The organism is Pseudomonas sp. GW821-FHT03C07, assembly GCF_059420925.1.
On sequence record NZ_JBWKUQ010000014.1, the window covers coordinates 143,602 to 165,301 of the forward strand.

At 59.9% G+C, this 21,700-nt stretch carries 19 protein-coding genes; 18 read left to right on the forward strand and 1 reads right to left on the reverse strand.

Annotation, left to right across the window (positions count from 1 at the left end; genetic code table 11):
* Window positions 1-393 precede the first annotated feature (393 nt).
* The 7 genes from AC07VG_RS24085 to prpD all read left to right on the forward strand — a co-directional run bounded on the left by AC07VG_RS24085 (window position 394) and on the right by prpD (window position 10,469).
* Window positions 394-1,383, forward strand: coding sequence for a terpene synthase family protein (locus AC07VG_RS24085; RefSeq protein ID WP_495002948.1), 990 nt, complete (start codon window positions 394-396; stop codon window positions 1,381-1,383).
* Between the two features lie 482 nt (window positions 1,384-1,865).
* Window positions 1,866-2,588, forward strand: a complete 723-nt coding sequence (locus AC07VG_RS24090; RefSeq protein WP_495002949.1) for a GntR family transcriptional regulator — start codon at window positions 1,866-1,868, stop codon at window positions 2,586-2,588.
* A complete protein-coding gene (gene prpB, locus AC07VG_RS24095) occupies window positions 2,585-3,484 on the forward strand; it encodes a methylisocitrate lyase (protein ID WP_495002950.1) in 900 nt (299 codons plus the stop codon). Before AC07VG_RS24090 ends, prpB begins: the two co-directional genes overlap by 4 nt.
* 180 nt (window positions 3,485-3,664) lie before the next feature.
* The gene (gene prpC, locus AC07VG_RS24100; protein WP_495002951.1) at window positions 3,665-4,792 is read left to right on the forward strand and encodes a bifunctional 2-methylcitrate synthase/citrate synthase; all 1,128 of its coding nucleotides are present in this window, start codon (window positions 3,665-3,667) and stop codon (window positions 4,790-4,792) included.
* A gap of 240 nt (window positions 4,793-5,032) precedes the next feature.
* Window positions 5,033-7,627 (forward strand): Fe/S-dependent 2-methylisocitrate dehydratase AcnD, encoded by a 2,595-nt coding sequence (gene acnD / locus AC07VG_RS24105; RefSeq protein ID WP_495002952.1) that lies wholly within the window; start codon window positions 5,033-5,035, stop codon window positions 7,625-7,627.
* 165 nt (window positions 7,628-7,792) lie between these two features.
* Window positions 7,793-8,977: a 2-methylaconitate cis-trans isomerase PrpF gene (prpF, locus tag AC07VG_RS24110; protein ID WP_495021994.1), complete on the forward strand. Its 1,185-nt coding sequence runs from the start codon at window positions 7,793-7,795 to the stop codon at window positions 8,975-8,977.
* Window positions 8,978-8,984: 7 nt separating this feature from the next.
* Complete coding sequence (gene prpD, locus AC07VG_RS24115) at window positions 8,985-10,469, forward strand: 2-methylcitrate dehydratase (RefSeq protein ID WP_495002954.1); 1,485 nt, start codon at window positions 8,985-8,987, stop codon at window positions 10,467-10,469.
* 153 nt (window positions 10,470-10,622) lie between these two features.
* On the opposite strand, the gene ppsR is transcribed toward prpD, so the two are convergent.
* Window positions 10,623-11,441: a posphoenolpyruvate synthetase regulatory kinase/phosphorylase PpsR gene (gene ppsR, locus AC07VG_RS24120; RefSeq protein ID WP_495002955.1), complete on the reverse strand. Its 819-nt coding sequence runs from the start codon at window positions 11,439-11,441 to the stop codon at window positions 10,623-10,625.
* A gap of 294 nt (window positions 11,442-11,735) precedes the next feature.
* On the opposite strand from ppsR, the gene ppsA reads away from it, so the two are divergent.
* The 11 genes from ppsA (at window position 11,736) to AC07VG_RS24175 (ending at window position 21,563) form a co-directional block, all read left to right on the forward strand.
* Window positions 11,736-14,111 (forward strand): phosphoenolpyruvate synthase, encoded by a 2,376-nt coding sequence (gene ppsA, locus AC07VG_RS24125; RefSeq protein ID WP_495002956.1) that lies wholly within the window; start codon window positions 11,736-11,738, stop codon window positions 14,109-14,111.
* 162 nt (window positions 14,112-14,273) lie between these two features.
* Window positions 14,274-15,263: an alpha/beta fold hydrolase gene (locus AC07VG_RS24130; RefSeq protein WP_495002957.1), complete on the forward strand. Its 990-nt coding sequence runs from the start codon at window positions 14,274-14,276 to the stop codon at window positions 15,261-15,263.
* Window positions 15,264-15,416: 153 nt separating this feature from the next.
* Window positions 15,417-15,908: a ribonuclease E activity regulator RraA gene (rraA, locus tag AC07VG_RS24135; protein ID WP_495002958.1), complete on the forward strand. Its 492-nt coding sequence runs from the start codon at window positions 15,417-15,419 to the stop codon at window positions 15,906-15,908.
* A gap of 25 nt (window positions 15,909-15,933) precedes the next feature.
* Complete coding sequence (locus AC07VG_RS24140; protein ID WP_495002959.1) at window positions 15,934-16,929, forward strand: zinc transporter ZntB; 996 nt, start codon at window positions 15,934-15,936, stop codon at window positions 16,927-16,929.
* A 58-nt stretch (window positions 16,930-16,987) separates the two neighbouring features.
* Window positions 16,988-17,239, forward strand: a complete 252-nt coding sequence (locus AC07VG_RS24145; protein WP_495002960.1) for a CrfX protein — start codon at window positions 16,988-16,990, stop codon at window positions 17,237-17,239.
* 2 nt (window positions 17,240-17,241) lie between these two features.
* Window positions 17,242-18,066: a mechanosensitive ion channel family protein gene (locus AC07VG_RS24150; protein ID WP_495002961.1), complete on the forward strand. Its 825-nt coding sequence runs from the start codon at window positions 17,242-17,244 to the stop codon at window positions 18,064-18,066.
* Window positions 18,067-18,157: 91 nt separating this feature from the next.
* Window positions 18,158-18,748 (forward strand): RNA polymerase sigma factor SigX, encoded by a 591-nt coding sequence (gene sigX, locus AC07VG_RS24155; RefSeq protein WP_495002962.1) that lies wholly within the window; start codon window positions 18,158-18,160, stop codon window positions 18,746-18,748.
* A gap of 107 nt (window positions 18,749-18,855) precedes the next feature.
* Window positions 18,856-19,839 (forward strand): OmpA family protein, encoded by a 984-nt coding sequence (locus AC07VG_RS24160; RefSeq protein ID WP_495002963.1) that lies wholly within the window; start codon window positions 18,856-18,858, stop codon window positions 19,837-19,839.
* Window positions 19,840-19,961: 122 nt separating this feature from the next.
* Complete coding sequence (locus AC07VG_RS24165) at window positions 19,962-20,774, forward strand: helix-turn-helix domain-containing protein (RefSeq protein WP_495002964.1); 813 nt, start codon at window positions 19,962-19,964, stop codon at window positions 20,772-20,774.
* 43 nt (window positions 20,775-20,817) lie between these two features.
* Window positions 20,818-21,273 carry a SycD/LcrH family type III secretion system chaperone gene (locus AC07VG_RS24170; RefSeq protein WP_495002965.1) on the forward strand — a complete coding sequence of 152 codons (456 nt, stop codon included), beginning with the start codon at window positions 20,818-20,820 and terminating at the stop codon, window positions 21,271-21,273.
* Window positions 21,270-21,563, forward strand: a complete 294-nt coding sequence (locus tag AC07VG_RS24175) for an acyl carrier protein (RefSeq protein WP_495002966.1) — start codon at window positions 21,270-21,272, stop codon at window positions 21,561-21,563. The genes AC07VG_RS24170 and AC07VG_RS24175 overlap by 4 nt, the downstream gene beginning before the upstream one ends.
* Window positions 21,564-21,700: the final 137 nt, after the last annotated feature.

A 21,700-nucleotide genomic window follows, 5' to 3' on the forward strand; every position in this document is an offset into this window, starting at 1 on the left:
GGGGACTGGCAATATCGCGCAAGCATCCTCGTACGTCTGTCAGGAAAATATGACAGGCAGCGCATCGACGGATGCGCGCGGCATTCTAGCATGCTGGTCTTGTCGCGCCAGCGCCGGGCAAATGACCGAGCGCACGGGCGACGGGCAAGCCTGAGGGGGGGCGCCAGATGCTGCATGCCCACAAGCCCGATGCGGCGCTCCAGGCAGTGTGGGCTATAATCTTTTGGTCCCGTAAATCAGGATGTCTAGGCGGTGTAACAGCAGCTCTATGGGTGAAATGGTTGTTTATTTCCATGCTGTGAGAAGTTTCTAAGAATTAAAGACGTGGACACGGTTCTTTATTGGCTTTGAATTCTCATCGGTCGTAAATTGACAATCGGAGAGCTTGACATCATGCGCAAGAAAAATAATCAACTCATGCCCACATACCCTTGGGCTTTTATCGCCAGTCCGCTGGTCGATTCCCTACTTGAGGAAGAGGTCGTCTGGTACGATACGGATTATACTTTTATGTCGGTAGCGACACGGGAGAAATATAAACGGCATGGTTTGGCCGCCGCCGCGGCCTATATGTCGCCCACCACCACTGATGTGGCGCGTCTGCGACCAATAGCCAGGCTGATGATCTGGTTGACACTGTTTGATGATTATTATGAGTTTTGTCCGATCAGTGAGCTGGTGCCGATAAGAGATCACATGGTCAATATCCTCTTGGGCGAGGAGCCTCGTCCTGACGATATTGGAATGGTCCGCCAGGCGGCGCAGATGACTAAAGAGTTCAAAACGTTTATGCCCGATTTTTGGATTGAGCGATTGGCTCATTCTTTTTATCGTTATGTCACCTATGGCTTAATGGCGGAAACCCCTTACAAGCTGGCTGAGATAAAGCGCTTCCCTCCTTTGGCGATCCTGCTGCCTATCAGGGAATATTCGATTGCCATGTATCCATATCTGGATATGCTGGATCCAGCGCTGGGTTTTACGTTGCCGGTGCATCTGCACAATCATCCGGTTATTCAAAGATTTAGAGCGGTCATAGCGCGGCTTACGGTCATTCAAAATGATTTTGCTTCTTTGGAGAAAGAAAAGGCATTGGCGGCTGAAGTGCTTAATATCGTGTTGGTGGTGCAGCATGAATACCAAATCTCATTGAAAGAGGCTGTCGAGGAGTCCCTCCGGATACATGATGGCTATGTAAAAGAGGTGGATGCCTTGCATGCCGCTCTGCCTGATTTTGGTGCCTGTCATAAAGAAGTAGATAGTTATATTTCTCACATGAAGTTGATGTTGACCGGTATCGGGCGCTGGTATGAAGATGTGACGGAGCGTTATACCCAATTTCCTACGCCTGAATATGTGAACGCGGATGCTGTTGAACAGTGATGGGGAGGATGATTTAAATATTTTTTTAATGCGTTAATTTGATGCGGTTGATCGGGCGCATGACGGAGGTGCAGAAAAGAAAATACTGAACATTATGCGGGCGTCGGTAGGGCAGACGAGAGGCTTTTAAAGCCTTCAGGGTGTTCGAGTTTGAAATAGCTTGTTGACGCGATTTTTAGCGTGATTCGCCTGCCTAAAACTTTATATTCCTAAAGCAGTCTTCAGTTTAAGGGAGGGCTGATGATTTTTATAGGACCCCAATAAAACCTGAAATACCAACGAGTTTCCTCGTGTGGCCATCAGCCAGGTTTGACTGACGCGCACCTTGGCGTGCTGATTTTGTGGTGCCAGCGCAGGGCAAATGACGGTTTGGACTTTCAGGCGACTCTCTTAGACTATTGTCGACAATCCTGACAAATGCTTTGACTGCTTTGTCGTTTTTGGCTATTTTTACCGCCATTAACTCATGGAGTGTCGACAATATGCTGGATCAGCAGGCGATTACCCTGATTGACCCTGAGGAGTCCGAGACCCTCTCGGAGAACGTCTTCCGGCGTATTCAGGCGGCGATCGTCAAGGGTGAGATTGCCCCCGGCAGCAAGATTTCCGAGCCGGAACTGGCGCGCACCTACGGCATCAGCCGCGGCCCGCTGCGCGAGGCCATTCACCGCCTTGAAGGCCAGCGCCTGCTGGTGCGCGTGCCCCATGTCGGGGCGCGGGTGGTGTCCCTCAGCCAGGCCGAACTGATCGAGCTCTACGAGATCCGCGAGTCCCTCGAAGGCATGGCCTGTCGCTTGGCCGCCGAGCGCATGACCGTCGAGGAAATCGAGGAGTTGCGACAGGTTCTCAATACCCATGAGCGTGACGCAGCCTTTCAGGCCGGTGTCGGCTATTACCAGCAGGAGGGTGATTTCGACTTCCACTACCGGATCATCCAGGGCGCCGGCAACCGCACCCTGACCCAGATGCTCTGCGGCGAGCTGTACCAGTTGGTGCGCATGTACCGCATCCAGTTTTCCGTTACCCCCAATCGGCCACGCCAGGCGTTCGCCGAACATCACCGGATTCTCGACGCCATCGCCGAGCGTGATGGCGAATTGGCCGAACTGCTGATGCGCCGCCATATCGGCGCGTCGAAACGCAATATCGCGCGTCACTACCAGGACGCCGTCAAACCGACAGCTACGAAGCGAGGTGAGTCATGAGTCAGGGTTCCAACCAGAGCACGCCCGGTCAGCGTTTCCGCGATGCGGTCGCCAGCGAACATCCCTTGCAAGTGGTCGGCGCGATCAACGCCAACCACGCCTTGCTGGCCAAGCGTGCCGGCTTCAAGGCCATCTACCTGTCCGGTGGCGGTGTCGCGGCGGGTTCCCTCGGGGTGCCGGACCTGGGCATCACCGGCCTGGATGACGTGCTCACTGACGTGCGACGCATCACCGATGTCTGCGACCTGCCGCTGCTGGTGGATGTCGACACCGGCTTCGGCGCCTCGGCGTTCAACGTCGCGCGCACGGTCAAGTCGATGATCAAGTTCGGTGCGGCGGCGATTCATATCGAGGACCAGGTCGGCGCCAAGCGTTGCGGTCATCGTCCGAACAAGGAAATTGTCACCCTGCAGGAGATGGTCGACCGCATCAAGGCGGCGGTGGATGCCCGCACCGACGACAGCTTCGTGATCATGGCGCGGACCGATGCCCTGGCCGTGGAAGGCCTGGAATCGGCCCTGGAACGTGCCGCCGCGTGCATCGAGGCCGGCGCCGATATGGTCTTTCCGGAAGCCATTACTGAACTGGAAATGTACAAATTGTTCGCCAGCCGGGTGAAAGCGCCGATCCTGGCCAACATCACCGAGTTCGGTGCGACGCCGCTGTTCACCACCGAACAGCTGAAGTCCGCCGATGTGTCGCTGGTGCTGTACCCGCTGTCGGCCTTCCGCGCGATGAACAAAGCGGCGGAAAACGTCTACACGGCGATTCGCCGCGACGGTACCCAGCAGAATGTGATCGACACCATGCAGACCCGCATGGAGTTGTACGACCGTATCGACTACCACACCTTCGAGCAGAAGCTTGATGCGCTGTTTGCCCAGAAGAAGGGCTGATCGTTTTTTGTGGGCGCGGAGCTTGTCGGATCGCCGCACCGCCGCGAAGGGGCCCCTGAGAGCGCCAAAAAGCTTCGCGGGCAAGCTCCGCTCCCACGGTTTGGGTGTGCAGCCTCTTGCGGCGAACGCCCATTGATTGAATGGCCGAGTCCCTGACAACATCAAGAATTGGAGAGAGCAATGGCTGAAGCAAAAGTACTGAGCGGTGCCGGCCTGCGTGGCCAGGTCGCCGGGCAAACCGCCCTGTCCACCGTTGGCCAGGCCGGTGCCGGCCTGACTTACCGTGGCTACGACGTGCGTGAACTGGCCGCCGAGGCGCGTTTCGAAGAAGTTGCCTACCTGCTGTTGTACGGCGAACTGCCGACGGCCACCGAACTGGCGGCCTACATGGGCAAGTTGCGGACCTTGCGCGATTTGCCCCAGGCGCTGAAGGAAGTGCTGGAGCGGATTCCCGCTGACGCCCATCCGATGGATGTGATGCGCACCGGCTGTTCCTTCCTCGGCAATATCGAACCCGAAGGCGACTTTTCCCGCCAGCATGAAGCCACCGACCGGCTGCTGGCCGCGTTCCCGGCGATCATGTGCTACTGGTATCGCTTCAGCCACGAAGGCCTGCGCATCGACTGCGTGACCGATGAGGTCTCCATCGGCGGGCACTTCCTGCACCTGTTGCATGGCAAGGCGCCGAGCGAGCTGCACCGCAAGGTGATGGATGTGTCGCTGATCCTCTACGCGGAGCACGAGTTCAACGCCTCGACCTTCACCGCGCGGGTCTGTGCTTCGACCCTGTCCGATCTGTTCTCCTGCGTCACCGCCGCCATCGGTTCCTTGCGCGGCCCGCTGCACGGCGGCGCCAATGAGGCGGCGATGGAAATGATCGAGCGTTTCAGTTCGCCGCAGGAGGCCGTCGAAGGCACCCTTGGCATGCTGGCGCGCAAGGACAAGATCATGGGCTTCGGTCATGCGATCTACAAAGACAACGATCCGCGCAATGAAGTGATCAAGGGCTGGTCGAAGAAACTCGCCGATGAAGTCGGTGACACTGTGTTGTTTGCGGTTTCCGAAGCCATCGACAAGACCATGTGGGAGCAGAAGAAACTGTTCCCCAACGCCGACTTCTACCATGCCTCGGCGTACCACTTCATGGGTATCCCGACCAAGTTGTTCACGCCGATCTTTGTCTGCTCGCGCCTGACCGGCTGGGCCGCGCATGTGTTCGAACAGCGTGGCAATAACCGCATCATCCGTCCGAGCGCCGAGTACATCGGTGTCGAGCAGCGCAAGTTCGTGCCAATCGAGCGTCGCTGAATACCGGCTGTGGGAAGCGTGTTTGTCCGCGAAGCCTTGGACTGGCTTGAGGGCCTCTTCGCGGGCAAGCTCCGCTCCCACAGTATTTGAGTCGAGCCTGAACCTGTGTACAACATGGACGTTGTGGGAACGGAGCTTGCCCGCGAATGGGGCCTCAAGGTCGCCACAAGTTTCGCTGGCAAATGCAACTCCTACAGGTTCTGCGTCCACTCTTGAATCTACCGTGACCGAGTCCTGACGATGAACACTGAATACCGTAAATCGCTACCCGGCAGCCAGCTGGATTTTTTCGACGCCCGTGCGGCGGTCGATGCCATCCAGCCCGGGGCCTATGCGACCCTGCCTTACACTTCCCGGGTGCTTGCCGAGAACCTGGTCCGGCGCTGCGCCCCGGCGACCCTCAGCGACTCCCTGAAGCAACTGATCGAACGCAAGCGCGACCTCGACTTTCCCTGGTTCCCGGCCCGCGTGGTCTGTCATGACATTCTCGGCCAGACCGCCCTGGTCGACCTGGCCGGGCTGCGTGATGCCATCGCGTCCCAGGGCGGCGATCCGGCCCAGGTCAACCCGGTGGTGCCGACCCAGTTGATCGTCGACCATTCGTTGGCGGTGGAGTGCGGCGGTTTCGACCCGGACGCCTTTACCAAGAACCGCGCCATCGAAGACCGTCGCAACGAAGACCGTTTCCATTTCATCGACTGGACCAAGAAGGCGTTCAAGAACGTCGATGTGATACCGCCGGGCAACGGCATCATGCACCAGATCAACCTGGAGAAAATGTCTCCGGTGATCCAGGCGCGTGACGGTGTGGCTTTCCCCGACACCTGTGTCGGCACCGACAGCCACACGCCCCATGTCGATGCCCTGGGGGTGATCGCCATCGGTGTCGGTGGCCTCGAAGCCGAAAGCGTGATGCTCGGCCGGGCGTCCTGGATGCGCCTGCCGGAAAGTGTCGGCGTCGAATTGACCGGCAAGCTGCAACCGGGCATCACCGCCACCGACATGGTGCTGGCGCTGACCGAGTTCCTGCGTAAACAGAAAGTGGTCGGTGCCTGGCTGGAGTTCTTCGGCGAAGGCGCCAGCGCGCTGACCCTGGGCGATCGCGCGACCATTTCCAACATGGCCCCGGAGTACGGCGCCACGGCGGCGATGTTCTATATCGATCAGCAGACCATCGACTACCTGAAACTCACCGGACGTGAAGACGAGCAGGTCAAGCTGGTGGAAACCTACGCCCGCCACACTGGCCTCTGGGCCGATAGCCTGAAAGGCGCGGACTACGAGCGTGGGCTGAGCTTCGATCTGTCCTCGGTGGTGCGTAATATGGCCGGCCCGAGCAACCCTCATGCCCGCGTCGCCACCAGCGACCTGGCGGCCAAGGGCATTGCCGGCCAGTGGGACGATGTGCCGGGGCAGATGCCCGACGGCGCGGTGATCATCGCCGCCATCACTAGTTGCACCAACACCAGCAACCCGCGCAACGTGATCGCCGCCGGTCTGATGGCGCGCAATGCCAACAAGCTCGGCCTGACCCGCAAGCCGTGGGTCAAGTCGTCCCTGGCGCCGGGTTCCAAGACCGTGGCGCTGTACCTGGATGAAGCCGGGTTGACCCAGGAGTTGGAGCAATTGGGCTTTGGCGTCGTGGCCTTTGCCTGCACCACCTGCAACGGCATGTCCGGTGCGCTGGATCCGGTGATCCAGCAGGAAATCATCGACCGTGACCTCTACGCCACGGCGGTGTTGTCCGGTAACCGCAACTTCGACGGGCGCATCCATCCGTACGCCAAGCAGGCCTTCCTCGCGTCGCCGCCACTGGTGGTGGCCTACGCGATCGCCGGGACCATCCGTTTCGATATCGAGAAGGACGTACTGGGCCTGGACGCCGACGGCCAGGAAATCCGCCTCAAGGACATCTGGCCGAGCGACGAGGAAATCGACGCGGTGGTCAAGGCGTCGGTGAAGCCGGAGCAGTTCCGCAAGGTCTACATCCCGATGTTCGCCATCCAAGAAGACACCGGTCCCAAGGTCACGCCGCTGTACGACTGGCGGCCAATGAGCACCTATATCCGCCGTCCGCCTTACTGGGAAGGCGCCCTGGCCGGTGCGCGGCCGCTCAAGGGCATGCGCCCGCTGGCGGTACTGCCGGACAACATCACCACCGATCACCTGTCGCCATCGAACGCCATCATGCTCGACAGCGCGGCGGGTGAGTACCTGGCGAAAATGGGCCTGCCGGAAGAGGACTTCAACTCCTACGCGACCCATCGCGGCGACCACCTCACGGCACAACGCGCCACGTTCGCCAACCCGAAACTGTTCAACGAAATGGTCGTGGAAAACGGCCAGGTCAAGCAGGGTTCCCTGGCGCGGGTCGAGCCGGAAGGCCAGGTCATGCGTATGTGGGAAGCCATCGAAACCTACATGCAGCGCAAGCAGCCGCTGATCATCATTGCCGGTGCCGACTACGGCCAGGGCTCGTCCCGTGATTGGGCGGCCAAGGGCGTGCGCCTGGCCGGGGTCGAGGCGATTGCCGCCGAAGGCTTCGAGCGTATCCACCGTACCAATCTGGTGGGCATGGGCGTATTGCCGCTGGAGTTCAAGCCGGGGACCGACCGCAAGACCCTCGGTATCGACGGCACCGAGACCTTCGATGTGGTCGGTGAGCGTACTCCCCGTAACACCCTGACCCTGGTTATCAATCGTCACAACGGCGAGCGTATCGAAGTGCCTGTGACCTGCCGCCTCGACACCGCCGAAGAGGTCTCGATCTACGAGGCCGGCGGTGTCTTGCAGCGTTTTGCCCAGGACTTCCTCCAATCGGCCACGGCGAGCTGAGTAAGGTGCCGGGGCGGCGACCGAAGCCCCGGCCTTGTTCATGACCGGCCGGTCTGTCAGCGATTGAGGCGCAAGATTCACCTCCGTCATCGCCGGCAAGCCGGCTCCCACACATTTGTGTCTCGCCGCGAAATAATGTCGCGCCCAGACTCTGCAGGAAATTTCATGGCTCATGCAACGCAAATCAGGATTCCCGCCACCTACATGCGGGGCGGTACCAGCAAAGGGGTGTTCTTCAACCTCAGTGACCTGCCGGAAGCCGCGCAGCTGCCCGGCGCGGCGCGGGACACGTTGTTGTTGCGGGTGATCGGCAGCCCCGATCCCTATGAAAAGCAGATCGACGGCATGGGTGGCGCGACCTCCAGCACCAGCAAGACGGTGATCCTGTCCAAGAGCATCAAGGCCGATCACGACGTCGATTACCTGTTCGGTCAGGTTTCCATCGACAAACCGTTTATCGACTGGAGCGGCAACTGCGGCAACCTGTCGGCGGCGGTCGGTTCGTTCGCCATCAGCGCCGGCCTGGTGGACGCCGGCCGGATTCCGCGCAACGGCGTGGCAGTGGTGCGGATCTGGCAGGTGAATATCGGCAAGACCATCATCGCCCATGTGCCGATCAGCGACGGTCAGGTGCAGGAAACCGGTGACTTCGAACTCGACGGCGTGACCTTTCCGGCCGCTGAAGTGCAGCTTGAGTTCATGGACCCGGCGGCCGAGGAAGAGGGGGCTGGCGGTTCGATGTTTCCCACCGGCAATCTGGTGGATGACCTGGAGGTGCCGGGCGTGGGCACCTTCAAGGCGACTATGATCAATGCCGGGATCCCGACGATTTTCGTCAATGCGGCGGATATCGGCTATACCGGTACCGAGTTGCAGGGCGATATCAACGGTGATCCGAAGTCCCTGGCGATGTTCGAGACGATTCGCGCCTACGGTGCGGTGCGCATGGGCCTGATCCAGCGTATCGACGAGGCGGCCACGCGGCAGCACACGCCGAAGGTGGCGTTTGTCGCGGCTCCGGCGAACTACACCGCGTCAAGCGGCAAGCCGGTAGCGGCGGCCGATCTGGATCTGTTGGTACGGGCCTTGTCCATGGGCAAGCTGCACCACGCGATGATGGGCACGGCGGCCGTGGCTATCGGCACGGCGGCGGCGATCCCTGGCACGCTGGTGAACCTGGCGGCGGGCGGTGGCGCACGCAGTGCGGTGCGTTTCGGCCATCCATCGGGCGCCTTGCGGGTCGGTGCCGAGGCTTCCCAGGTCAACGGCGAGTGGACCGTGGTCAAGGCCATTATGAGTCGCAGTGCACGGGTCCTGATGGAAGGTTGGGTACGCATACCCGGGGAGTGAAGCGAAGATGAGCGTCAACGTCGATCTGAATGAGCGTCCCGATTACGATCAGGTCCTGCAGGACATTGCCGACTATGTGCTCGATTACCGAATCGAGTCCCCGGAAGCGTGGGACACCGCTCGTCATTGCCTGATGGATACGCTCGGCTGCGGTCTGTTGGCGCTGCGTTTTCCCGAGTGCACCAAACATCTGGGGCCGCTGGTCGAGGGTACCGTGGTGCCGTTCGGCGCCCGGGTGCCGGGGACCCGCTTTCGCCTCGATCCGGTCAAGGCGGCCTGGGACATCGGCTGCATCGTCCGCTGGCTCGACTACAACGACACCTGGTTGGCGGCCGAGTGGGGTCACCCCTCGGATAACCTGGGCGGAATTCTTGCGGTGGCCGATCATCTGTCGCAGAAGCATGTGGCCAACGGCGAGCCTCCGCTGACCGTACGTGCGGTGTTGGAAGCGATGATCATGGCCCATGAGATTCAAGGCGTGATCGCGCTGGAGAATGCCTTCAATCGAGTCGGTCTTGACCATGTGCTGCTGGTGAAAGTCGCCTCTACCGCGGTCACCGCCAAACTGATGGGGGCCAGCCGTGAACAGCTGTTGGCGGCGCTGTCCCACGCCTTTGTCGATGGGCAGGCATTGCGTACTTATCGTCACGCACCGAATGCCGGTTCGCGTAAATCCTGGGCGGCGGGCGATGCCACCAGTCGTGGCGTACGCCTGGCGGATATCGCCCTGCGTGGGGAAATGGGGATTCCCGGGGTGTTGAGCGCGGCGCAATGGGGCTTCTACGACGTGCTGTTCAGTCACACCAGCAAGGATCTGGCGCTCAAGCCCGCAGACAAGCGCGCGTTCAGCCTTTCCCAGGCCTATGGCAGCTATGTTATGGAAAACGTGCTGTTCAAAATCAGTTTTCCGGCCGAGTTCCACGCCCAGACGGCCTGCGAGGCGGCGCTGACGTTGCATCCCCTGGTCAGAAACCGCCTGGGCCAGATCGATCGGATCGTGATTACCACTCATGAGTCGGCGATCCGCATCATTTCCAAGGTCGGCAAGCTGGCCAATGCCGCCGACCGCGACCACTGCCTCCAGTACATGACGGCGGTGCCGCTGGCTTTCGGCGAGCTGGTGGCCGAGCACTATGAAGATGATTTTCACGCGAGCCATCCGATCATTGATGTGTTGCGCGAGAAGATGGTGATCGTTGAGGAGCCGCGTTACACCCGTGAATACCTGGAGGCCGACAAGCGTTCGATCGCCAATGCGCTGCAAGTGTTTTTCAAGGACGGCACGAGTACCGAGCAGGTGGCGGTCGAATACCCGCTCGGCCATCGCCGCCGCCGGGCCGAGGGTATTCCGTTACTGGAAGACAAGTTCAAGGCCAACCTGGCGACGCGCTTCACTGCCCAGCGCAGTGCCGAAATCCTGGCCTTGTGCAAGGATTCGGCGCGCCTGGAGGCGACGCCGGTGCAGCGGTTTGTTGATCTGTTCGTGATCTAGGCTGTCTGTGCCGGCCTTTTCGCGGGCAAGCTCCGCTCCCACACTGTCCCGAGTCGTGCCAAAAAAACTGTGTGCGACCGAGAGCCTGTGAGAGCAGAGCTTGCCCGCGAAAGTGTCAGTTCTGACGACACAGGGCTTGCAGGCACGATCGTGTTACTTGAACCGCCGCTCCACACCTTTTTCGACGAGGATCTTCGCGGAAATCTCTTCCACCGAGAAATGCGTGGAATTGATATGGGCGATATTCTCGCGGCGGAACAGGTTTTCCACCTCGCGCACTTCGAATTCGCACTGGGCATAGCTGGAATAGCGGCTGTTGGGCTTGCGCTCGTTGCGGATCGCGGTGAGGCGGTCCGGGTCGATGGTCAGGCCGAACAGCTTGTGCTGGTGCGCGCGCAAGGCGGTCGGCAGTTGCAGGCGCTCCATGTCGTCCTCGGTCAGCGGGTAGTTGGCCGCGCGGATGCCGAATTGCATCGCCATGTACAGGCAGGTCGGGGTCTTGCCGCAGCGCGACACGCCCACCAGGATCAGGTCGGCCTTGTCGTAATAGTGGGTGCGGGCGCCGTCGTCGTTGTCCAGGGCGAAGTTCACCGCCTCGATGCGCTCCATGTAGTTGGAGTTGCCGCCGATGGAGTGGGACTTGCCCACCGAGTAGGATGAGTGCTCGGTCAGTTCCTGTTCCAGTGGGGCGAGGAAGGTGGAAAAGATGTCGATCATGAAACCATTGGACGTGGCGAGGATCTCACGAATGTCCTGGTTGACGATGGTATCGAAGATGATCGGTCGAAATCCGTCATTTTCGGCGGCGATATTGATTTGTTGTACCATGGCCCTGGCCTTGTCGGCGTTGTCGATGTAGGGCCGGGTGAGTTTGGCGAAGGTAATGTTTTCGAACTGCGCCAGCAGGCTTTGACCCAGAGTTTCGGCGGTGATACCCGTGCCATCGGAGATAAAGAAAGCAGATCGTTTCATTTGCGCCTTGGGCCTTAAGCTGGTGACGATTCTTGGATATGATAGGCGGGATTTGTACGCCAGGAATGGCGGACATTCTCACTTATTTTCCAGGTCCAGGCCACATGGCTATAGCGGTGAAAGCTCGCCGAGCGGCGATCAGGCAAGGCAAAAACAGGCGAGGAAGCGGAGTTTGGTTTACCAAATGAGCATTCCGAGCCTGTTTTTAACTCAGCATGATCGTCGCGCAGGCAGCTTTCTGCCACAGAGCAGCCCGCTCCTGAGCTTTTCCAACATATTAGTGGAGAGATCACCTTGGTAGAGTACGTAGTTTCCCTCGATAAGCTCGGCGTCCATGATGTAGAGCACGTAGGGGGCAAGAACGCATCCCTGGGCGAGATGATCAGTAACCTCGCGGGTGCCGGTGTATCGGTCCCCGGCGGCTTTGCCACTACGGCTCAGGCGTATCGTGATTTTCTCGAACTCAGTGGCCTGAACGACCAGATCCATGCGGCGCTGGATGCGCTGGATGTCGACGACGTCAACGCCCTGGCCCGAACCGGCGCGCAAATCCGCCAGTGGATCATGGAAGCCGAGTTCCCCGAGAAGCTCAACGCCGAGATCCGTACGGCCTTCGCCAGCCTGTCGGCGGGCAATCCGGACATGGCGGTGGCCGTGCGCTCCTCGGCCACCGCCGAAGACCTGCCGGACGCCTCCTTCGCCGGCCAGCAGGAAACCTTCCTGAATATCCGCGGCGTGGAAAACGTGATCCGTGCGGCCAAGGAAGTCTTCGCCTCGCTGTTCAATGACCGCGCCATCTCCTACCGCGTGCACCAGGGCTTCGACCACAAGCTGGTGGCCCTGTCCGCCGGTGTGCAGCGCATGGTGCGTTCGGAAACCGGCACCGCCGGCGTGATGTTCACCCTCGACACCGAGTCGGGCTTCCGTGACGTGGTGTTTATCACCGGTGCCTACGGCCTGGGTGAGACCGTCGTCCAGGGCGCGGTGAACCCGGATGAGTTCTACGTGCATAAGGGCACTCTTGAAGCCGGTCGTCCCGCCATCCTGCGCCGCAACCTGGGGAGCAAGGCGATCAAGATGATCTACGGCGACGAAGCCAAGGCCGGTCGTTCGGTCAAGACCGTCGACGTCGACAAGGCCGAGCGCGCGCGTTTCTGCCTCAGCGATGCCGAGGTCAGCGAGCTGGCCAAGCAGGCGATGATCATCGAGAAGCACTACAAGTGCCCGATGGACATCGAGTGGGCCAAGGACGGTGACGACGGCAAGCTGTATATCGTCCAGGCGCGTCCGGAAACCGTGAAGAGCCGTACCCAGGCCAATGTCATGGAACGCTACCTGCTCAAGGAAACCGGCACCGTGCTGGTGGAAGGGCGGGCCATCGGCCAGCGCATCGGCGCCGGCAAGGTGCGGATCATCAAGGACGTGTCAGAGATGGACAAGGTCCAGCCGGGTGACGTGCTGGTCTCCGACATGACCGACCCGGATTGGGAGCCGGTGATGAAGCGCGCCAGCGCCATCGTCACCAACCGTGGCGGGCGGACCTGCCACGCGGCGATCATCGCCCGTGAGCTGGGGATTCCGGCGGTGGTCGGTTGCGGCAACGCCACCCAACTGCTGAAGGATGGCCAGGGCGTGACCGTTTCCTGTGCCGAAGGCGACACCGGTTATATCTTCGAAGGCGAGCTGGGCTTCGATATCAAGAAAAACTCCGTCGATGCCATGCCGGAGCTGCCGTTCAAGATCATGATGAACGTCGGCAACCCGGACCGCGCCTTCGACTTCGCGCAGTTGCCGAACGCCGGTGTGGGCTTGGCCCGTCTGGAGTTCATCATCAACCGCATGATCGGCGTACACCCCAAGGCGTTGCTGAATTACGCCGGGCTGCCAGCGGAAATCAAGGACAGCGTCGACAAGCGCATTGCCGGCTACGACGATCCGGTCGGTTTTTATGTCGAGAAGCTGGTCGAAGGTATCAGCACCCTGGCGGCGGCGTTCTGGCCGAAGAAAGTCATCGTGCGCCTGTCGGACTTCAAGTCCAACGAATACGCCAACCTGATCGGCGGCAAGCTCTACGAGCCGGAAGAAGAAAACCCGATGCTGGGTTTCCGTGGGGCTTCGCGCTACATCAGCGAGTCGTTCCGTGACTGCTTCGAACTCGAATGCCGCGCCCTCAAGCGCGTGCGCAACGAGATGGGCCTGACCAACGTTGAAATCATGGTGCCGTTTGTTCGTACCCTGGGCGAAGCCAGCCAGGTGGTCGACCTGCTCGCCGCCAATGGCCTGGCCCGTGGCGATAACGGCCTGCGCGTGATCATGATGTGCGAGTTGCCATCCAACGCCATCCTTGCCGACGAGTTCCTCGAGTACTTCGACGGCTTTTCCATCGGTTCCAACGACCTGACCCAATTGACCCTGGGCCTGGACCGCGACTCCGGGATCATCGCGCACCTGTTCGACGAGCGTAACCCGGCGGTGAAGAAGCTGTTGTCCAACGCTATCCAGGCCTGCAACAAGGCTGGCAAGTACATCGGCATCTGCGGCCAGGGGCCTTCCGATCACCCGGACCTGGCGCTTTGGTTGATGGAGCAGGGCATTGAAAGCGTGTCGTTGAACCCGGACTCCGTGCTGGAGACCTGGTTCTTCCTGGCCGAAGGGCAGGCGCAGGCCTGACCCTTGTGGGAGCTGGCTTGCCAGCGATGCGTCCTTGAGGGCGCCAAAAGCTTCGCTGGCAAGCCAGGCTCCTACAGGTTCGCGGTGTTTTGACGTTGAGTGTTACAAACCTTATTTTCAGGGCGAGTCCACATGGGTCGCCCTTTTTTGTGCAAGAGCCTTATGCAAAGCAGCAGCAATCTTTTTCCGGTGGCCTTGATCAGCGCCGAGCGTCGTGGCGATCTCTGTGAAGACGTCTATCGTTTGAAACCAGGCAACAGCCCCGATGGCACGGTCGAGCTGGCGCTTACTCGCCTGGGCCTCGCCGACGAGCCTGAAGCGCGTGGCGTGCCGGTCATCCTCCTGCATGGCAGCTTTTCCAACCGGCGGTTCTGGTATTCCGCCAAGGGCATCGGTTTGGGTGCCTATCTGGCGCGTGCCGGGTTCGATGTATGGATCCCGGAAATGCGCGGTCATGGACTCTCGGCACGCAATCACGGTTATCGACGCAATCGCGTGGCCGATTACGCCCGTTACGACCTACCGGCCATCGCCGCGTTCGTGCGTGAGCAAAGCGCGCAGATTCCCCACTGGATCGGCCATTCCCTCGGTGGCACCACCCTGGCGGCGGCCTTGGGCGGTCAATACCTGGGTGCCCCTGCCGTCGCCTCGGCGGCATTGTTCGGCTGCCAGGTCAGTCGCACCTATTGGCCGTTGAAAATTCCACCGGTGGAGTGGGGCGGTCGCTTGCTGCTCAGGCGTTTCGCCCATTTGTCCGGTTCGCGTCTCAAGCGCGGCCCGGAAGACGAGCCCATCGGCCTGGCCCTGGAAAGCCTGCGCTGGTACGGCCTGTTCGGGCGTTTCCGGGATGCCGAGCGGGACTGGTGGGGCGGCCTGGCCGAGGTGGACGTGCCAGTGCTGGCGGTGAGCGCGGTCGGCGATCACCAGGACCCGGCCTGGGCCTGTCGCAAGCTGTTCGAGCAGATCGGCTCGGCCTACAAGCATTTTCTCTGCCTGGGCCGCGCGCAGGGTTTCAGCTCGGATTTCGGTCATGTCGAGATGCTGGTGAGCAAGCCGGCACAGGCCGAAGTCTGGCCGCGGGTGGCCGATTGGCTGCATGATCAGCAGGCCTTCTTGCTCCGTGAGTCAGCCGTTGTTCAGGAAACGCCCTGACAAGGGCATTCCGCTGACGAGTGGTAAAGGCTAAGATATGACGCATTGAGCGGTTTGGGTCATTGTCTAAACATTCGACCGGGGCAAGCGTTTCATCTTGTAGCGCGACCTGCGTAGTCTGGCATTCTCGATTCCACCTACAGGAGTTTACCCATGGATCATTACCTCACCCCCGACCTGTGCGACGCCTATCCGGAGTTGGTACAGGTGCTTGAACCGATGTTCAGCAATTTCGGCGGCCGCGATTCCTTCGGCGGTGAAATCGTCACCATCAAGTGCTTCGAAGACAACTCCCTGGTCAAGGACCAGGTCGAGCTCGATGGTCGGGGCAAGGTGCTGGTGGTCGATGGCGGTGGTTCCCTGCGTCGTGCCCTGCTGGGCGACATGCTGGCCGAGAAGGCGGCGAAGAACGGCTGGGAAGGGCTGGTGATCTACGGTTGCATCCGTGATGTCGACGTGATCGCCCAGACCGACCTGGGGGTGCAGGCGTTGGCCAGCCATCCGATGAAAACCGACAAGCGTGGCATTGGCGACCTCAATGTCCCGGTGACCTTTGCCGGCGTGACCTTTCGCCCGGGCGAATATATCTATGCGGACAACAATGGCGTGATCGTTGCGCCAAGCCCGCTGAAGATGCCTGAGTAAATTTTTGCAATACGATGGGGTAAGGATGTTCGAGGAAGAAAACGCGCAGTGGGGGCTGGTCCATGCCCTGGTTCTGGATGGTAGGGGCGGTGCGCGCTCGATTGCTCGGACGGAGCTCGATGACCTGCAGCTGCAGCCTGAGGAAAGCCTCTGGCTGCACTGGGATCGCAGCCATCCGCAGACCCATGCCTGGTTGCGCACCTCCAGCGGCTTGAGTGAATTCAACTGCGACCTGCTGCTGGAAGAGAATACCCGGCCACGCCTGTTGCCCTTGCCCGAAAGCGAACTTCTGCTGTTTCTGCGTGGGGTCAACCTCAATCCCGGTGCCGAGCCCGAGGATATGGTCTCGGTGCGGGTCTTCGCGGCGCACCAGCGGGTGATTTCCCTGCGCCTGCGGCCGTTGCGCGCGACCGACGAGTTGCTGCTGCAACTGGAGCAGGGCAAGGGGCCGAAAAACGCTGCCGAACTGATTCTCTACATCGCGCAATACCTCACCCTGAAGGTGCAGGATCTGGTCAGCGACCTCTCGGAAGTGGTCGACGACGAAGAAGAAAAGATAGATGCCGACGAACGGTATAGTCCCGAACATGGCGCCATCGTGCAGATACGTCGTCGAGCTGCCGGGCTGAAACGTTTCCTGGCGCCGCAGCGGGATATCTTCGGCCAGTTGAGCCGGATCAAGCTGCCCTGGTTCGCTGATGAAGAGGCCGGTTACTGGAACGAATTGAACAACAGTCTGACCCGTTACCTGGAAGAGCTCGAGTTGACCCGCGAGCGCGTGGGGCTTGTGCTTGAGGCCGAGGATCGGCGTCTGAACGTGCGCATGAACAGGACCATGTACCGCTTCGGGATCATCACTGGGATCTTCCTGCCGATGAGCTTCCTGACCGGTCTGCTGGGGATCAACGTCGGCGGTATTCCGTGGTCCGGCAACCCCTACGGTTTCGTTATCGCTTGTCTGCTGATCGTCGCCGTTGCCGCCGGACAATGGTGGCTTTTCCGACGTTTGCGCTGGGTTTGAAACATGTTTCATGTGACCTGCAAAAAATTGATCGCGTCTTTCACAGATATACCGAGAGGTGCGTATGCACGATCCGTTCGAACAATCTCTGCGTGACATGCTCAAGGCCTCGCCGTCCACCCGTGACGACGACGCTTGCTTGGGGCGTGTCCTGAAAACCGCCAACCGACAGGTTGGCGCCGGTGATCTCTTCAGTCTGATGGGCCGTTGGCTGCAGGCGCTGATGATCGCGCTGAACAACGGATCGGCCCACGTTTCGCCGGTTTCGCGGCGTCCCCCCATTGCTCGCTCCACGGATAAGGCTGACTGAATATGGAACTTGATCTCTGGACCCAGAGCCTCGTCACGGCAATGACTGCCTTGTGGACCAAAGTGGCGAACTTCATCCCTAACCTGTTCGGGGCGCTGGTGGTGGTGTTGCTGGGCTTCGTCGTGGCCAAGCTGCTCGACACCCTGCTGTCCAAGCTGCTGGCCAAACTGGGGCTGGATCGCCTGATGGGCGGCACCGGATTGACCAAGCTGCTGGGGCGTGCCGGCCTCCAGGTACCGATTTCGACGCTGATCGGCAAGATCGTCTATTGGTTCATTTTGCTGATTTTCCTGGTTTCGGCGGCCGAATCCCTTGGACTTGAGCGAGTTTCAGCTACGCTTGACATGCTGGCGCTGTATTTGCCGAAGGTATTCGGCGCGGCCCTGGTGCTGCTGGTAGGGGTTTTACTGGCGCAAGTGGTCAGCGGGCTGGTGCGCGGCGCGGCCGAAGGGGTGGGTCTGGATTACGCCTCGGGCCTGGGGCGGGTTGCTCAGGGCCTGGTGATTATTATCAGTATTTCGGTGGCTATCAGTCAGCTGGAGGTCAAGACCGACCTGCTGAACCATGTGATCGTCATCGTGCTTATTACCGTTGGTCTGGCCGTAGCGCTGGCCATGGGGCTTGGCAGCCGGGAAATCGCCGGGCAGATTCTCGCGGGAATCTATGTGCGTGAGTTGTATCAAGTTGGGCAACAAGTGCGAGTGGGCGAGGTCGAAGGACAGATTGAGGAGATCGGCACGGTCAAGACCGTATTGCTGACCGACGAGGGTGAGCTAGTCTCTCTTTCCAATCGGATCCTGCTGGAGCAGCATGTGAGCAGCCGCTAACCCGGTAAACCCTGCTACTCTATGCCGCCGCAAAAATGCCCGCAGCCATGGGCTGCGGCGGACATTGACCTGACTGTCGGCCCGACTCGTTTTGAATAAAGCTCAATCGCTCTCCATGCGCTACGACCCCCGCGAACTCACTGATGAGGAGTTGGTGGCGCGTGCGCATGGAGAGCTGTTTCATGTGACTCGCGCCTATGAAGAGTTGATGCGGCGCTATCAACGCACCTTGTTCAGCGTTTGTTCAAGATATTTAGGGAACGAACGCGATGCGGACGATGTCTGTCAGGAAGTGATGTTGAAGGTGCTGTATGGCCTCAAGAACTTTGAGGGTAAATCGAAGTTCAAGACATGGCTATATAGCATCACGTACAACGAGTGCATTACGCAGTATCGCAAAGAGCGTCGCAAGCGGCGTTTGATGGATGCGTTGAGTCTTGACCCCCTCGAGGAAGCATCTGAAGAGAAGATGCCGAAACCTGAGGAGAAGGGCGGACTGGATCGATGGTTAGTGCATGTGAACCCAATTGACCGGGAAATTCTGGTGCTACGATTTGTCGCAGAGCTGGAGTTTCAGGAGATTGCCGACATCATGCACATGGGCTTGAGCGCCACGAAAATGCGCTATAAACGGGCCCTCGACAAATTGCGTGAGAAATTTGCGGGTATCGCTGAAACTTAGTTCAGCGCAAATGTCTCTTACGTGTAGGCAAGTTCTGCTACACTTGCCGCCGAGTTGTCCCCCGGTTTGTGGGACTGCTTTACAATCACCAGATGGGGATTTAACGGATGAAACTGAAAAACACCTTGGGCTTGGCCATTGGTTCTCTCATTGCCGCTACTTCGTTCGGCGCACTGGCACAAGGCCAAGGCGCGGTCGAAGGTGAAGCGTTCTACGGCAAAACCTGGAACCACAGCGTCGATTCCTACCAGAACGGTCGCACACCTGGCGTTTCGATCGGCTACTTCATCACCGACGACATTTCGGTAAACGCTACCTATCGTAAGGACGATTACACTCGTTCGGACACCGACACTGGCAACCAGAAGATCCGTGGCGATCACTTTGGTCTGAAGTCCCAGTACCACTTCGGTCAAGTCGGCGACATGTTCCGTCCTTATGTTGAAGGCGGCGTGGCTCACGGCAGCATGACCAACGTTGCTGCCGACGGCCACACTGGCCGTGACGGTTCGTCCTACCTGACCACCGGTGCCGGTGTGAAGATGTACATCACCGACAACCTGTACGCTCGTGCCGGCGGTGAAGCTGACTACAAGCTGGACAACGGTCGTTGGGACTACCAGGCTCTGATCGGCCTGGGCGTGAACTTCGGTGGCAGCGGCGGCAAAGTAGCTCCGGCTCCAGCTCCAGCTCCAGTAGAAGCAGCTCCAGCTCCAGTCGCTGAATCCGCTCCGGCGCCACAAGTTGTCAAGGTTGAGCTGGACGTGAAGTTCGACTTCAACAAGTCCGTGGTCAAGCCTAACAGCTACGGCGATGTGAAGAACCTGGCTGACTTCATGAAGCAGTACCCAGCCACCCACACTACTGTGGCTGGTCACACTGACAACGTCGGTCCTGACGCTTACAACCAGAAGCTGTCCCAGCGTCGTGCTGACGCTGTGAAACAAGTTCTGGTCAAAGACGGCGTTTCCCCAGCCCGCATCCAGTCGGTTGGCTACGGCAAAACCCGTCCAGTGGCTGACAACGCCACTGAAGCTGGTCGCGCAATCAACCGTCGCGTAGAAGCGTCGGTAGAAGCCCAAGCTCAGTAATTAGCTTGCGGTAAGAAAAAGCCCGGCTTTGGCCGGGCTTTTTTTCGCCCGCGATTTGAGCTCGGCGCGGTCACCGAACTGCCTCGATATGCTTGCGGATGTCCGTTCATCAGATTTTCATCATGATTGGCTGGCGTCGTCCGGCCATCATCCTCGCACTGCTCAATAAGAACGAGACGGAGCGCAGTGTGCAGATTGATGAATTATCCGCGACCCGGTGTCCGGGCTTTTTATGTGGCGAACAGGTGGTTCAGGTGCGGGCGGGGGAGGCCGGCGTGTGCCTGGTCCATGACGAGGCGAGCGTGTCCTGGTGCCTGCCGGCGTGCTGGGAGGGCTTGCTGGTGGCGCGGGGCATGTTGCGGGTCGTTGGCGGCGAGCTGCTCAGCGAGCGCCCGGTGGAGGCGAGCCTGGTCAAGTTGCAGGTGTTTCTCGACCAGGGTATGAGTTTCGAGCGGGCGCGATCGGTCGCCGCGCCTTGGGCGGCCTTGCCCCTGGCTTCTGGTATATCGACCAGCAGGGGCCTGCTGGAGCCCTGGTATATCGACTGCGCCTTGCGCGCTGATCCCGCCTATCAACGCTTTGCCGAAGTCTTGCGGCAAAGTCCGAATTACTGGCTGGTGCGTTTTCTCCTGGAACAGGGCACCGCCAGCGAGAAGCTGATCGGCCTGGCCAAGCGCTATGGCGTGTCGGTCTCGCATTTTCGCCGGTTATGCCATCAGGCTCTGGGCTGTGCGGCCAAACCCGAGTTGCGTGACTGGCGGACGGCCAAGGCCTTGCTGAGCATGATCGGTAGCGAGTGTTCGTTGACCGATGTGGCGCTGGAGTTCGGTTATGCCTCTTCATCGCATTTCTCCAAGGAGGTCCGTGAGCTGCTGGGCGTGGCGCCCAGCCGCCTCTGCGATATCCAGGCGTCCATGGGGTTGATGATCTCGTGACAGTCAAGACGTCAGCAACTGACGTGTTCCCTGGGGGGTGGCGATGAGTGGCCCGAAAGAGGCGCTCAAGGAGATGAGCGAAACCGGTAATGAGCAGGTGCAGGGCCTCTATGCCCACGCCTGCCAGTTCCACGAGCAAGGACGCCTGGAGGATGCGGAAAAACTCTTTCGTTTCCTGTGTATCTACGATTTTTACAACAGCCATTACTGGATGGGATTGGCGGCGGTCTATCAGGTCTCCGGGCACTACCGCAAGGCCATCGAACTCTATGCGGTGGCGTTTGCCCAGGACCGGGGCGACTACCGGCCGATGTTCTATACCGGCGAGTGCCAGCTGGCGCTGGGGGCGCACGCCAAGGCCAGGGACTGTTTCGAGTATGTACTCGGGCAGGCGGCTCATGGCGAACTGCCACGGCGCTCGCGGGGCTATCTCGAGGCGTTGAGTACGGCGGCGATACCGTCCTGCCCCGGCGCGGTATGCGGGAAAGTGAAGCTATGAGTTACCTGGTTCCGGGAGGGTGTGACTACTTTATCGAGCAACAGGTGATGGTGTTGCTGGCTGAGCATTGTTCAGTACCGCGCAGAAAGATTCGCTTCGAATCGAGGTTGCGTGAAGACCTGGGTATGAGCGGTGCGGACCTTGCCGGGCTGGTGGCGCGGCTCAATACCGCGTTCCGGATTGGACTACCGGTCGATGAGGTTTGCCGTTGGCGTAGCGTGGCTGATCTGTGCCGCCTTGTAGGAAACGCCCGGGGAGAGGGCGAAGGGCGACGAAAGCTCCTGCTTTGAGGTGCAGTTTGTATAGGGGAATCGGCTTTTGGGCTGTAGGTTTTGTCGGGTCTACAGCCTTGTTGAATATTCCTTTTCCATGCGGGAAATGTCCTACCGACATGGCCCGATGTGAATTCCTATAGTCGTGGCGTTCC

Excerpts from the sequence above, each read along its gene's own strand:
- AC07VG_RS24085 (WP_495002948.1), top strand. The coding sequence starts at position 394 with ATGCGCAAGAAAAATAATCAACTCATGCCCACATACCCTTGGGCTTTT.
- AC07VG_RS24090 (WP_495002949.1), top strand. The coding sequence starts at position 1,866 with ATGCTGGATCAGCAGGCGATTACCCTGATTGACCCTGAGGAGTCCGAG.
- prpB (WP_495002950.1), top strand. The coding sequence starts at position 2,585 with ATGAGTCAGGGTTCCAACCAGAGCACGCCCGGTCAGCGTTTCCGCGAT.
- prpC (WP_495002951.1), top strand. The coding sequence starts at position 3,665 with ATGGCTGAAGCAAAAGTACTGAGCGGTGCCGGCCTGCGTGGCCAGGTC.
- acnD (WP_495002952.1), top strand. The coding sequence starts at position 5,033 with ATGAACACTGAATACCGTAAATCGCTACCCGGCAGCCAGCTGGATTTT.
- prpF (WP_495021994.1), top strand. The coding sequence starts at position 7,793 with ATGGCTCATGCAACGCAAATCAGGATTCCCGCCACCTACATGCGGGGC.
- prpD (WP_495002954.1), top strand. The coding sequence starts at position 8,985 with ATGAGCGTCAACGTCGATCTGAATGAGCGTCCCGATTACGATCAGGTC.
- ppsR (WP_495002955.1), bottom strand. The coding sequence starts at position 11,441 with ATGAAACGATCTGCTTTCTTTATCTCCGATGGCACGGGTATCACCGCC.
- AC07VG_RS24130 (WP_495002957.1), top strand. The coding sequence starts at position 14,274 with ATGCAAAGCAGCAGCAATCTTTTTCCGGTGGCCTTGATCAGCGCCGAG.
- rraA (WP_495002958.1), top strand. The coding sequence starts at position 15,417 with ATGGATCATTACCTCACCCCCGACCTGTGCGACGCCTATCCGGAGTTG.
- AC07VG_RS24140 (WP_495002959.1), top strand. The coding sequence starts at position 15,934 with ATGTTCGAGGAAGAAAACGCGCAGTGGGGGCTGGTCCATGCCCTGGTT.
- AC07VG_RS24150 (WP_495002961.1), top strand. The coding sequence starts at position 17,242 with ATGGAACTTGATCTCTGGACCCAGAGCCTCGTCACGGCAATGACTGCC.
- AC07VG_RS24160 (WP_495002963.1), top strand. The coding sequence starts at position 18,856 with ATGAAACTGAAAAACACCTTGGGCTTGGCCATTGGTTCTCTCATTGCC.
- AC07VG_RS24165 (WP_495002964.1), top strand. The coding sequence starts at position 19,962 with ATGATTGGCTGGCGTCGTCCGGCCATCATCCTCGCACTGCTCAATAAG.
- AC07VG_RS24170 (WP_495002965.1), top strand. The coding sequence starts at position 20,818 with ATGAGTGGCCCGAAAGAGGCGCTCAAGGAGATGAGCGAAACCGGTAAT.
- AC07VG_RS24175 (WP_495002966.1), top strand. The coding sequence starts at position 21,270 with ATGAGTTACCTGGTTCCGGGAGGGTGTGACTACTTTATCGAGCAACAG.